The organism is Nocardia vaccinii NBRC 15922 (genome assembly GCF_001613305.1).
GTDB classification, from domain to species: Bacteria; Actinomycetota; Actinomycetes; order Mycobacteriales; family Mycobacteriaceae; genus Nocardia; species Nocardia vaccinii.
This window is the reverse complement of the sequence record NZ_BDCC01000035.1, coordinates 293,326-305,416: the sequence shown is the minus strand read 5'-3', so window position 1 is coordinate 305,416 and position 12,091 is coordinate 293,326. Positions and strand designations below refer to the sequence as shown.

The window sequence follows — 12,091 nt, the reverse complement described above, 5'->3', positions numbered from 1 at the left end:
AAGCGTGCCTGGGGGCAAGGTATCCAAAAAGTCACCGATCTTGCTCGACTCTTCGGCGTTAGCGAAATCGCGATCGAGGTGCGACTCCGCCAGACGGGACTACGTGACTGTGACCACCGCGAAGAAACTGGCGTCGTGCGGCACGCGATCGGCTGGCAAGCACTATGCCAAGGCCGCGTGAATAGCTCGGGATGGATCGAACGGTCACCGCAAGATTTTGTGAGGAGCTTGCAATGAAAAGACCAGACAAGACCATACGAGATGAACACTCGCTCACCGCACTGTTTCGCTGAGTGCGGCGAACAGCGAAGCCTATATGGAGAACAACGAAATCTATCGGAGGATAAATATGGCACGAAAAATAGAACCACTCGATCTGGGCATCAGTGGGGTAGATCAGCCGCTGAAAACGGCTGTGTCGTATCCGCGCGTGTCCACCAAGGAGCAAGCAGAGAAGGATGGTGAGGCGGACGGTTACTCGCTTCCTGCGCAACGCGACGCCAACCGAAAAAAGGCCGCGTCGCTCGGCGCGGTTGTCGTCAAGGAGTTCGTGGAACGCGGCGAAAGCGCCAAGACGGCCGACCGGCCCAAACTTCAAGAGATGCTCGCTTACATCCAGGAGCACCCGGTCGACTACGTCATTGTTCACAAGGTCGACCGTTTGGCGCGCAACCGGGCCGACGACGTCGAGATCCACATGGCCATCAGAGCCGCTGGCGCTGAGCTGGTTTCAGCGACCGAGAACATCGACGAAACCCCTTCGGGGATGCTGCTGCACGGCATCCTCAGCTCCATCTCGGAGTTCTACTCCCGAAACCTCGCCACCGAGGTGCTGAAGGGTATGACCGAGAAGGCTCGCACCGGCGGCACGCCGAACCGAGCGCCTCTCGGCTACCGCAACGTCGGCGTCATCAATGACCAAGGCGCAGAGATCCGCACGGTGGTCGTAGACCCCGAACGCGGCCCCTTGATCGCCTGGGCCTTCCAGGCGTTCGCCACAGGGGAATGGACCCTGAAGGGACTGGAAAGGGAGCTCGCGGCCCGAGGGCTGACAACTCGGCCGACGCCGAAGGTTCCCGCCACCACAGTCAAATACACCAGACTGCAAGAGATCCTGCGCTCGCCGTACTACAAGGGTGAGGTCGTCTACCGGGGAGCCGTGCATCCTGGCCGTTACACACCGCTTGTCGATCCTGTCACCTGGCAGCTCGTGCAGACCCTCCTGTCTTCACGGGTGAACGGCGAGAAGATACGAGAGCATCCGCACTACTTGAAGTCCACGATGTTCTGTGGCGGATGTGGCAGTCGGCTCATCGTCACCCACGCCAAGAACCGGCACGGCACCATCTATCCGTACTTCGTGTGCCTCGGCCGTCACCAGAAGTTCAACGACTGCCAGCGCCGGGCCGTGCTGATCGACCGCGTCGAAGAACTGGTCGAAGAGGAATACAAGGCGATCCAGTTGACACCCGTCATGCGTGAAGAGATCGAAACCAGCCTCCGGGGTGAACTGTCGACCAGCCGCAACGCCGCAGACCGCGAGGCGCGGGAACTGGACAAACAGAAGAAGCGCCTGCTCGATGAGCGCGGCAAGCTACTCCAAGCTCATTACGCTGGAGCGCTTCCGCTGGACCTGATGAAGCAGGAACAAGACCGCATCGCCGAGCAACTGGCGCACATCGAATCCCGCCTTGAAGCCAGCCTGCTGAACATCGAGGTCGTAGAGACCAACCTGCGCACCGCCCTGAACTACGCCAGCAACTGCTACGCGGGCTATGCGGAAGCCAGCAACAGTGTGCGCCGCTTGTTCAACCAAGCGTTCTTCGAGAAGGTCTACCTCGAACAGGATGAGGTCCGCGTCGAGCTGGCCGAACCGTTCAAGACCCTGCTCGGTGGCGAACTGATCGCCACGGCAGTGAGCGATGCCGAAGCGGTAGCGGTCGAACTGGCCACCGGCATCGACGTGGCCGACCAACGGCCGGCGGAGGGCGGAGTGGAACTGATGGATGTCATCCGCAATACTCGGCCTACCAGCGAAGAAACCGAAAAACCTGCACCGGTTGGCGCAGGTTTGAAAGGCAATGGCCTGGTGCCCCCGGCAGGATTCGAACCTGCGGCCTACCCTTTAGGAGAGGGTTGCTCTATCCCCTGAGCTACGGAGGCTGGCCGGTGGTGGGGTGGGCACCGGGCTCGGGCGAGTCTACCTGGTCGGAGGTGGATGTGCGGCATCTCGCATGACCATCGGGCGTAGCTGTGGTGTCGTGGCTCGATGGTATGGCGCGAGACGCTGGGTCACGGGTGGGCGGGGGCGGTGGACTCTTCGTAGTCGTTGGGGGTGAATTTCCTTGTCTTCCAACGGAAGAGGATGGTGGCGCCGGGCCAGTTGTTGGTGATGCGGCCGGAGGCGTTGCGGTACCAGCTGGAGCAGAAGTTCCAGGGGGTGTCCTTCAGGCGGCGTTGCAGCCAGTCGTCCCAGGACTGTTCGACGGTCGCGCGGGCGGACAGGTAGCGGCCGGGTCGGGCGGACAGGTACCGGACGATCTGCCGGATGTAGCGGGCCTGGGATTCGAGCATGTAGATGATCGAGCCGGCGCCGACGTTGGTGTTCGGGCCGTACATCAGGAACAGGTTCGGGAAGTCCGGCACCGATATGCCCAGGTAGGCGCGGGCGCCCTCGGGGGACCAGACGTCGGCGAGTTTGCGGCCGGAGCGACCGTAGATGTTCATGGGCGCGAGGAATTCGGTGCCCTTGAATCCGGTGCTGTAGACGATGACGTCCACCTCGTGCTCGACGCCGTCGGCGGTGCGGATGCCCTTCGGGGTGACCGCCTCGATCGCGGTGGTCTCCACGGTGACGTTCGGCCGGCTCAGCGCGGGGAAGTACTCGTTGGAGAACAGGCCGCGCTTACATCCGGCGGCGTAGTCGGGGGTGAGTTTGCGACGCAGTTCCGGATCCGGAACCTGTTGTTCGCGATGACGATCCGCGATTCGGACCACCGGACCCTTGATGCCGGGAATGTCGGTGAGCGCGAGCGCCATCACCTCGAAGAACAGCCAGATCGCGAACCGCTCGGCCCATCGGCTCGGCGGGAACCAGGTGAACAGCGCGTGGTGGAACCCGGTGTACTCGGTGTCGAATTTCGGCAGTACCCAGGCGGCCGAACGCTGGAACAGCGTCAGGTGCGCGGCCTGCGGCTGGATCGCCGGAATGTATTGGATCGCACTGGCTCCCGTGCCGATGCAGGCTATCCGCTTGCCGGTCAGGTCGACGCTGTGATCCCATTCGGCGGAATGGAACGCGGCGCCGGTGAAGGTGTCGATACCCGGGATGTTCGGCAGGGCCGGACGCGACAGCTGGCCGACCGCGGGAATCAGCAGGTCCGCGGTGAGGGTGCTGCCGTCGGCGGTGCGGACCTGCCAGATGCCTTGCTGCTCATCGAATTCCGCGTCGGTGACCTCGGTGCCGAACCGGATCTTGTCGGGCAGGGCGTATTTGGTCGCCACCGAACGCATGTACGCGTGGATGTCGGCCTGCCGCGAAAAGCGCCGCGGCCAATCGGTCTTCGGCTCGAACGACCACGAGTACAGCGGTGAGGGGACGTCGCAGGCGGCATTGGGGTAGGTGTTCTCCCGCCATACCCCGCCGAGATCGGCGGCCTTCTCCAGGATCGTGAAATTGTCCAGGCCGTTGCGCTTCAGCTCGAGCGCCATGCCGAGCCCGGCGAATCCGGCTCCGATGATGAGAATGGACGGCGTGCGGGTCATAACCCGAGATTATGTGGTCGGACCGGGTTTTCTAGGGTAACCCCGGACATTAGATCAATATTTTCGGCCAAACTGGAAAGGTGCGTGCCACCGATTCACTCGACGCGGTCCGGCCGCGCTGGGCTATTATCTGCGTATGAATGCAGATAGCGAGATGAGGCGCTCGCTGATCGAGGAGGATCAGGTCCGGCTGGTCGTCGAGGTGTTCCGCATGCTCGCCGATCCGACCCGCGTGCAGTTGCTGTGGGTGTTGGCCGGCGGCGAGCTCCCGGTGAACGATCTGGCCGCGCGGGTCGGCAAACCCGCGCCCTCGGTCTCGCAGCATCTGGCCAAACTGCGGATGGCCCGGCTGGTCAGCACCCGCAGGTCCGGTACCTCGATCTATTACGCGCTGGAGAACGAGCACGTACGCCAGCTCGTCGTGGACGCGGTGCACAACGCCGAGCACGCCGGTCCGGGAGTCCCGGCGCATCATCGTGCCGTCGCATCGGTCCGGGAACTACCGCGCAAGGAAGTGGCAGGCGAATGAGCAACGCACACAACGAGTTCGGACCATCGGGCGAGAGCGTCGAGCATCTCCGGCCGCGGGACGGGCATCCTCGCGCTCACGGTGAGCATGTGCGTGAGGGTGGTGAGCAGGGCGAGCACTCGCACGCGCACGACGGATATTCGCACGAGCGCGGCGGGCACTCCCACGAGCGGGCTGGGCAGTCCCATGAGCACTCCGAGCATTCGCACGCGCACGACGGGCATGCACACACGCATGGCGGGCGCACCCACGTACACGGTCCACACACCCATTCGCACGGGGTGCGCGGGGTCCTGCGCGAGCTGCTCGTGCCGCACAGCCATGACGCCGCCGACAGCATCGATGACGTGCTCGAATCCAGTTCCGCGGGCATCCGGGCGGTGAAGATCAGCCTGGTTGTGCTGGGGGTGACGGCCGCGGTGCAGGTGGCGATCGTGCTGCTGTCCGGGTCGGTGGCATTGGCGGCCGACACGATTCACAACGTTTCCGACGCGTTGACCGCGGTGCCGCTGTGGATCGCGTTCGCGCTGGGGCGGCGGGGCGCGACGCGGCGGTACACCTACGGGTTCGGGCGGGCGGAGGACCTGGCGGGGTTGTTCGTCATTACGGTGATCGCGCTGTCGGCGCTATTGGCCGGATACGAGGCGGTGCGGCGGCTGATGCATCCGTTGCCGCTGGAACATCTGTGGTGGGTGGCGGCCGCCGGACTGGTCGGATTCGCGGGCAACGAGATCGTCGCGCTGTATCGGATCCGGGTCGGGCGGCGGATCGGTTCGGCGGCCCTGGTGGCCGACGGACTGCACGCCCGCATCGACGGCCTCACCTCGCTGGCGGTGCTGATCGGGGCCGGGGGAGTCGCGGTCGGATTCCCGCTCGCCGACCCGCTTGTCGGGCTGCTGATCACCGTGGCCATTCTCGGGGTCTTGCGGACCGCGGCACGTGATGTGTTCGCCCGTTTGATGGACGCGGTCGATCCGGCCCTGATCGCCACGGCGGAACGCGCATTGGCGGCCGAACACGGTGTGCTCCGCGTGCGGAGTGTGCGAATGCGATGGCTGGGCCACCGTCTGTATGCCGACGCCGAACTCGACATCGACCCCGACACCAGCCTGGCCGACGCACACCGCATCGCGCACGAAGCGGAGCACACGCTCGCTCATGCGGTGCCGCGGCTGGACCGCGCACTGGTGCACGCGTACCCGGAGCACGCCTGAGAGAGCAGCTGCGAACTCGGGTGACCGGCGGGTCAGCCTCGCGCCAGGTAGGAGATCGCGTCGCAGACCAGTCGTCGCGGCCATTTCTCCGGGTCGGCCGCAGGTGTTGCCCGGACCGGGGTCGCCGATGTGAGTGGTCCGGCGAGAGTGGTTCAGCGTCTGGCGAATTCGGCATCGGCGAGCCGGCTGAGCACCGTGCGGCTGCGGCTGGGTGTTGGATCCGCACGGAAGAGCAGGTCACGTATGGCGTGATCCCAGCGAGCCGCGGCTCGGATCACGGCATCGGCCGCTTCGTGGTCGTCGGTGTGCAGCGCCAGCGCCAGATCCAGTGCCGGACTCGGACCCGCGGTCGCGGCGCGGTATTCGCGCAGCCGGGCAGCCGCTGCCGCCGGCTTTCCTGGTGTGACCGCGGCCAGGGCTGCCATCCACGGGCGGACCCGGTCCGGGGTGTCGGGCCAAGAAGCCAGAACCCGTGGCGTCGCTTCGGTTACGGCGGCCACCGTCCGCTCGACCACGGTTCGGTTGCCCGGCTCACCCACGGTGGACAGTTCGATCATGGCTTGTAGCAGGGCGATGCGGTACGACGGGGTGAAGTCGGGCGTCGCCGCGAGTCTGGCCAGGTACGGCACCGCGAACGGGGTCGCGGTGTAGCAGGTTCCCTGGTGGAACAGGCTGCTGTAGAACCCGTCTTGGAGCGCTTCGTCGAATCCCTCGTCGTCGGCGGCCAAGGCCCACAGCAGTTCCGGCACGTCGTCTGCTGGACCGTAGGCGTGTTGCAGTGCGGCCCAGTCGATCTCGTCGATATCCGAGAGGTCCGCCGCGGTGTACGCCGGGCCGTCCTCGATCGGGAGATCGGCCAGGCCGTGCCGAATAACGGGGCGCTCTGTCCGGGCCGGGTACGTCTGATAGGCGGCGAGCCGGGCCGAGGCCGCTGCTGCGGAGGTGCGGTCGGCCAGAACGGTGCCACGCAGTTCCACTGCGCCGCGATCGGACTTGTGCATGACGAGCGACCGGACCGAACCCAGATGGCGGGCCGCGAGTTCTTCGATGAAGATCTGTTCGGCGCCCTCCCACCATTGGACGTCGGCCGAGGGCAACGGCCCCGCATCCACGCCGACCACCTGCCAGGTCGTCTCCTGGTCGACTTCCGTTACTGCGACGGCGGCGTAGCCGCGGGTCACCAACTGGGTGGCCACCTCCTGCGCAGCGGCCCGTTCGCCGAAATCGAAGGTATAGACCGTTATCCCGGACCGCTCGTGCACAGACCGATGATACTTACGCAGCAGATCCCTATCACCGAATGGCGGCCGAGTTGATTTGCGCGATGTTCGCCGGGTGGGCAGGGTTTCGGTGAGCTGCGGAGCGGTCGATTCGGTTGTGCGGTTCCGGGGGCGATCGCCGGGTTCGCGTGCGGCCGACTGGGGCCGGATTTCGAAGTTGATCATGATCGACGCGTTTAGCCTGCTCTCAGGCTGTGTTGCAGGTTGGCCTGGCTTCAGTCGACTCAATAACGATGACGAACGGTATCAGCTATCCTCGCGGCAGGTGTGACCTCGTTCACCGGTGAAGGAGTGGCGTTCGAATGTTGAGCACGATGCAGGATGAGCAGTTGTCGCTGGCCACGCTGTTGCGGTACGCGCAAAGTTTCCACGGCGATGCGACGATCTCGACGTGGACGGGTGAGGGCGTTCGCACCACTACTTATCGTGAGATGGGCGCCGAAGCGGCGCGGCTGGCCAATGCGCTGCGCGCGCTGGGCATCGGCGAGGGCGACCGGGTCGGCACCTTCATGTGGAACAACACCGAGCACATGGTCGTCTACGCGGCCGTGCCGGCGATGGGGGCGGTGCTGCACGCGCTGAACATCCGGCTGTTCCCCGAACAGCTGGTCTACGTGGCCAATCACGCCGAGGATCAGGTGGTGATCGTCGACGGTTCGCTGCTGCCGATGTTCGCCAAGTATCTGCCGCAGCTGCGCACGGTCCGGCACGTCATCGTCTCCAACGGCGATCCGGCCGAACTCGCCGCGCCCGCCGGCGTCCAGGTGCACTCCTACTCCGAACTCCTTGCCGCACAACCGGATACCTACGACTACCCGATTCTGGACGAACACGCCCCCGCCGGGATGTGCTATACCTCCGGCACCACCGGGGACCCCAAGGGCGTGGTCTACTCGCACCGTTCCAACTGGCTGCACGCCATGCAGGTGATCTCGCCGAACAGCATGGGGTTCAACGACAAGGACACCGTGCTGGCCATCGTGCCGCTCTTCCACGCCAATGCCTGGGGTATGCCGTATGCCGCGATGATGGCCGGGGCGAGCCTGCTGATGCCCGACCGGTTCCTGCAGCCGGCCCCGCTGCTGGAGATGATGGCCGCCGTCCGGCCGACCTTCGCGGCAGCTGTGCCGACCATCTGGGGTGGCGTACTGGCCGCGCTCGACGCGCATCCGCAGGACATCTCGCATCTGCGCACCTGCGCGGTCGGCGGTTCGGCGTTGCCGCCCTCGATGATGCGTGCGTTCCAGGAGAAGTACGGCGTGAAACTCCTGCACGCCTGGGGCATGACGGAGACCTCGCCGCTGGGCAGTATCGCGCACTCGCCGAAAGGCGCTGTGGGCGAGGAGGAATGGGCCTATCGGGCCACCCAGGGGCGCTTTCCCGCGTCGGTGCAGGCGCGGATCGTCGCCGATGACGGCAGCGCCCTGCCCAACGACGGAAAATCCGTGGGCGAGTTGGAGGTTCGCGGTCCGTGGATCACCGGATCGTATTATTCGCCCGACGGCAGCGAGGTCGACGCGGGCAAATTCGACGACGGCTGGTTGCGCACCGGCGACGTCGGGCACATCAGCCCGAACGGCTATCTGACCCTGGTGGACCGCTCCAAGGATGTGATCAAATCCGGCGGTGAGTGGATCTCCTCGGTGGATCTGGAGAATGCGATGATGGGTCATCCGGCGGTCGCGGAGGCATCGGTGATCGGTGTCCCCGACGCGAAGTGGGACGAGCGCCCGCTGGTGGCGATCGTCTTGAAGGAGGGCGCCACGGCCGACGCGGCCGAGCTGCAGGAATTCCTGGTCGACAAGTTCGCCAAATGGCAGCTGCCCGAACACTGGACGTTCATCGACGAGATTCCCAAGACCAGTGTGGGCAAGTTCGACAAGAAGCGCTTGCGTGCCAGGTACGCCGATGGGGATCTGAAAGTCGTCACGTTGTAGGGGATTCATCAAATGACGCTGGGGTTGCTCCGCTCCCTGGGAGTGCGGGCGTGGACCGAGCTGGAATATGTGCGGTTGTGCGTGAGCAGCGGCGTGATCGGGATCGAGACACCCGCGACGCTGCTGTCCGCGGGTGGCGCGCTGCTGAAGTACGGGGTTCTGCCCGCGGCGCTGAACCTTGCGGCGGCGCGCTACGGCGATCGGACCGCGGTGATCGACGAGCTGGGCGCGCTGAGTTATCGCGAGCTCGATGATCGGTCGAACCGACTGGCCAATCAGTGGCGCATCCGTGGCTTGCGCGGCGGCGAGGGCGTGGCGATTCTGGCGCGCAATCATCGCGGGCTGCTGGACGCGGTCTTCGCCGCCGCCAAGTGCGGTGCGCGAATCATCCTGCTGAACACCGATTTCGGCGGACCGCAATTGCAGGACGTCGCCCGTCGCGAGGGCATGGATCTGCTGGTGTACGACGAGGAGTACGAATCGATCCTGGGTTCGCTCAGTCCGCGTCGCGGGGCGTATCGCGCGTGGTCCGACACCAGGGAGGTCGGCGATCTCGAATCGCTCATCGCCGCGGGCTCGACAGTCGCGCCGCCCGCGCCGGGGACGAATTCGACCATCGTCCTGCTGACCAGCGGCACCACTGGCACGCCCAAGGGCGCGCCGCGTCCGGAACCGCGTTCGCTCGAACCGCTGGGCGCGATCCTGAGCCGGGTGCCCTTGCGCACCCGCGGGGTCATCGAATGTCCGGCGCCGCTGTTCCATACGTTCGGTTTCGCGATGGCGATGCTGGCCGTCGGATTCGGGTCCACCCTGGTGATCCGGCGGCGCTTCGATGCGACCCGGGTGCTCGAGAGCATGGCCCGGCATCGGGCGACCACACTCGTCGCGGTGCCGGTGATGTTGGCTCGGCTGACCGAACTGGACCCCTCGGCGTTCGCGCGAAAAGATCTGTCCGCGTTGCGGATCATCTTCGTCGCGGGGGCGCAGCTGGGTGCGGATCTGTGTTGCCGGGCGACGGCGATCTTCGGACCGGTCGTGTACAACCTGTACGGATCCACCGAGGTCGCCTACGCGACCGTCGCCACGCCGCGGGATCTCGCGGCCGAACCCGGTTGCGTGGGCAAACCGGTGCTCGGCGCGGTGGTGAAGATCCTCGACGATTCCGGTCGGGAACTTCCGCGCGGGGAGACCGGACGCATCTTCGTCGGCAACGCCCTTCAGTTCGAGGGTTATACCGGCGGCGGTGGCAAGGAGCGCGTGCGCGGGTTGGTCGCCTCCGGCGATGTGGGCCACTTCGATTCCGCGGGAAGGCTTTTCATCGACGGCCGGGACGACGACATGATCGTCTCCGGCGGAGAGAACGTCTTCCCCGTCGAGGTCGAGGAACTCCTCAACGCGCACAGTGACATCCGCGAGGCCGCGGTCATCGGCGTGCCCGACGACACGTTCGGCGCGCGACTCAAGGCGTTCGTGGTGACCAGCGCGGACGCCCGGCTCACCGAGGACGACGTGAAATCCCATGTGCGGGCGAGCCTTGCTCGTTACAAGGTCCCCCGCGAGGTGGTGTTCCTCGCGGAGCTGCCGCGCAACCCCAGCGGAAAGGTGCTCAAGCGAGCTCTCCAGGATCTCTAGGGTTTTCGTTCATCAGGGTTTTCGTTCATCCGGAACCCGGTGCGGGCGAAGGGGATCGCCCGCACCGGAATCGGTCCGGATCAGCAGTTGCGGAGCTCGGGGCTCTGGTTCAGCAGCTGGGCGCGGGTGGAGATGAACCTGGTGTAGGTGTCGCCGCCGACCGCGGAGATCGGGAAGGCCGCGACGCGGTGGCAGTTCTGGAAGGCCAGCTTGACGCCGAAGTGCCGTTCGAGGCCGCCGCGGATGGAATCCGACGCCATGGCGCGCAACAGCTGACCGCGTGCCGTCTCGTCCGGTGGCGGAGTCTGGTTGTCGGCGAATTCCGCTGTGCCGGAACGCAGATCGGCGGCGACGCGACTGACCACCGCATAGGCGTAGGGCAGTGAGTTGCGGACGCATTCGACGAATTCCTCGTCGGATACTTCACCGCGTTCGGCGCGCTCGAGCAGTGCGGTTGGTACGTCGAGTGACATGACGCTCTCCTCCTGGGATGGCGGATGATGCCCTCCGAGTCTAAACGAAAAACGTTGTCAATAACACCGGATACTGCGCGAAAGTGCTTTTTCCAGAGCTGCTTTCGCCTCCTCGGAGAGTCGGCGGATCAGATCACCGGCCGGCTCCCGACCGGTCAGGGCGTGCGCCTGACCGGCCCAGAGGTTCACCGCGTCGGCATCGCCGGAGGCGCGGGCCGCGGCGCGCAGTGGCCCGGTGGCGTAGTGGATTTCGGGATAGGCGACCGGCGCTTCGGGGTGATCGAGCATGAACCGGTTGCGCAGTCCGCGGGCGCGGCGGCCGGTGAAGGCGCGGGTGAGCATCGTCGGAATGTCCAGTGCCAGTGCGTCCCGATGGAGCTGCGGGGTTCCGGCCTCCGGGCAGTCCAGGAAGGCGGTGCCCAGTTGTGCGGCGGCCGCACCGGCGGCCAGGGCCGCGGCCACCCCCGCGCCCGTGGCGATGCCGCCCGCGGCGACGACGGGCAGATCCGCCGCGGCGGTGAGCAATTGGACCAGCGCGAGGGTGCCGAGCGGGTCGATGGCGTCGTCCTCGGTGCGGTCGGCGAAGGTGCCGCGGTGTCCACCCGCCTCGGCTCCCTGCGCCACCAGCACGCCGGCCCCGGCCTCGCGGGCGATGCGGGCCTCGGCGACCGAGGTGACCGTCACCCAGGTCTCCGACCCGGCCGCGTGCAGGCGCGCGATCTCCTGCGCCGACGGGCAGCCGAAGGTGAACGAGACCGCCGGGACCGGGTCGGCGGTGAGCAGATCCAGTTTCGCCGCCCAGTCGTCGTCGTCGAACCGGGCCTCGCCGAGGGGATGGTCGCGTCCGACTTCCTCCAGATATCGGGTGTACCGGTCCGCGGGGGTCGGGGTGCCCGGGACGAAGAGGTTCACCCCGAACGGTCCGGCGTCCAGGGCGCGGGTGGCGGCGATCCGATCGGCGGTGGCGGAGGCCGGAAGATATCCGGCGGCCAGGAAGCCCAGGCCGCCCGCGCGCGAAACCGCGGCGGTCAGTTCGGGAGTGGACGGCCCTCCGGCCATCGGCGCCAGCACGATCGGGGTACGGAGCTCGTCGATGATCACTCTCACAGTGTGCTTCCCGACGGCCGCGGGATGCTGGTGATCCCACTCTCACCTGCGTTTATTCCTAGAAAGGTTGCGAAAAGGTCACGACGGAGTACAGTTTCCGTCACGCCGATGCCGAATCGTTACCGAAATGCAGGTTTCGACCTTCGGGAGCGTA

10 protein-coding genes, 1 tRNA gene and 1 pseudogene are annotated in these 12,091 nt (G+C 66.0%); 6 read left to right on the top strand and 6 right to left on the bottom strand.

Annotated elements, in window-relative coordinates:
* Both NV1_RS45175 and NV1_RS46900 read left to right on the top strand, forming a co-directional pair.
* Positions 1-237, top strand: a 237-nt coding sequence (locus NV1_RS45175; protein ID WP_373864646.1) for an ImmA/IrrE family metallo-endopeptidase, incomplete at its 5' end; no start/stop codon positions are given.
* A gap of 79 nt (positions 238-316) precedes the next feature.
* Positions 317-1,438 (top strand): annotated as a pseudogene (locus tag NV1_RS46900) (recombinase family protein); the annotation flags it as partial.
* 156 nt (positions 1,439-1,594) lie between these two features.
* Here the strand turns inward: NV1_RS46900 and NV1_RS43775 are convergent.
* The 3 genes from NV1_RS43775 to NV1_RS24070 form a co-directional block, all read right to left on the bottom strand.
* Positions 1,595-1,975 (bottom strand): hypothetical protein, encoded by a 381-nt coding sequence (locus NV1_RS43775; RefSeq protein ID WP_067895391.1) that lies wholly within the window; start codon positions 1,973-1,975, stop codon positions 1,595-1,597.
* A 112-nt stretch (positions 1,976-2,087) separates the two neighbouring features.
* Positions 2,088-2,163, bottom strand: a tRNA-Arg gene (locus tag NV1_RS24075).
* A 129-nt stretch (positions 2,164-2,292) separates the two neighbouring features.
* On the bottom strand, positions 2,293-3,765 hold the full coding sequence (locus NV1_RS24070) for a flavin-containing monooxygenase (protein ID WP_067895388.1): 1,473 nt from the start codon (positions 3,763-3,765) through the stop codon (positions 2,293-2,295).
* A gap of 136 nt (positions 3,766-3,901) precedes the next feature.
* Here NV1_RS24070 and NV1_RS24065 point away from each other — a divergent pair, with 136 nt between their 5' ends.
* Positions 3,902-4,294 carry an ArsR/SmtB family transcription factor gene (locus NV1_RS24065; RefSeq protein ID WP_084525704.1) on the top strand — a complete coding sequence of 131 codons (393 nt, stop codon included), beginning with the start codon at positions 3,902-3,904 and terminating at the stop codon, positions 4,292-4,294.
* Positions 4,291-5,508, top strand: coding sequence for a cation diffusion facilitator family transporter (locus NV1_RS24060; RefSeq protein WP_084525703.1), 1,218 nt, complete (start codon positions 4,291-4,293; stop codon positions 5,506-5,508). The genes NV1_RS24065 and NV1_RS24060 overlap by 4 nt, the downstream gene beginning before the upstream one ends.
* Positions 5,509-5,660: 152 nt before the next feature.
* On the opposite strand, the gene NV1_RS24055 is transcribed toward NV1_RS24060, so the two are convergent.
* Positions 5,661-6,770, bottom strand: a complete 1,110-nt coding sequence (locus tag NV1_RS24055; RefSeq protein ID WP_157117307.1) for a hypothetical protein — start codon at positions 6,768-6,770, stop codon at positions 5,661-5,663.
* A 320-nt stretch (positions 6,771-7,090) separates the two neighbouring features.
* Here NV1_RS24055 and NV1_RS24050 point away from each other — a divergent pair, with 320 nt between their 5' ends.
* Both NV1_RS24050 and NV1_RS24045 read left to right on the top strand, forming a co-directional pair.
* On the top strand, positions 7,091-8,725 hold the full coding sequence (locus NV1_RS24050; RefSeq protein ID WP_067895381.1) for a long-chain fatty acid--CoA ligase: 1,635 nt from the start codon (positions 7,091-7,093) through the stop codon (positions 8,723-8,725).
* Between the two features lie 12 nt (positions 8,726-8,737).
* On the top strand, positions 8,738-10,357 hold the full coding sequence (locus tag NV1_RS24045; protein WP_067895378.1) for an acyl-CoA synthetase: 1,620 nt from the start codon (positions 8,738-8,740) through the stop codon (positions 10,355-10,357).
* A gap of 80 nt (positions 10,358-10,437) precedes the next feature.
* On the opposite strand, the gene NV1_RS24040 is transcribed toward NV1_RS24045, so the two are convergent.
* Positions 10,438-10,830 (bottom strand): SCO5389 family protein, encoded by a 393-nt coding sequence (locus NV1_RS24040; RefSeq protein WP_067895376.1) that lies wholly within the window; start codon positions 10,828-10,830, stop codon positions 10,438-10,440.
* A 57-nt stretch (positions 10,831-10,887) separates the two neighbouring features.
* Positions 10,888-11,931: a nitronate monooxygenase gene (locus tag NV1_RS24035; protein WP_174557472.1), complete on the bottom strand. Its 1,044-nt coding sequence runs from the start codon at positions 11,929-11,931 to the stop codon at positions 10,888-10,890.
* Between the last annotated feature and the right edge of the window lie 160 nt (positions 11,932-12,091).

What these genes read in the sequence shown, in the direction of transcription:
- NV1_RS24050 (WP_067895381.1), top strand. Translation starts at nt 7,091, where the DNA reads ATGTTGAGCACGATGCAGGATGAGCAGTTGTCGCTGGCCACGCTGTTG.
- NV1_RS24065 (WP_084525704.1), top strand. Translation starts at nt 3,902, where the DNA reads ATGAATGCAGATAGCGAGATGAGGCGCTCGCTGATCGAGGAGGATCAG.
- NV1_RS24040 (WP_067895376.1), bottom strand. Translation starts at nt 10,830, where the DNA reads ATGTCACTCGACGTACCAACCGCACTGCTCGAGCGCGCCGAACGCGGT.
- NV1_RS24070 (WP_067895388.1), bottom strand. Translation starts at nt 3,765, where the DNA reads ATGACCCGCACGCCGTCCATTCTCATCATCGGAGCCGGATTCGCCGGG.
- NV1_RS24045 (WP_067895378.1), top strand. Translation starts at nt 8,738, where the DNA reads ATGACGCTGGGGTTGCTCCGCTCCCTGGGAGTGCGGGCGTGGACCGAG.
- NV1_RS24060 (WP_084525703.1), top strand. Translation starts at nt 4,291, where the DNA reads ATGAGCAACGCACACAACGAGTTCGGACCATCGGGCGAGAGCGTCGAG.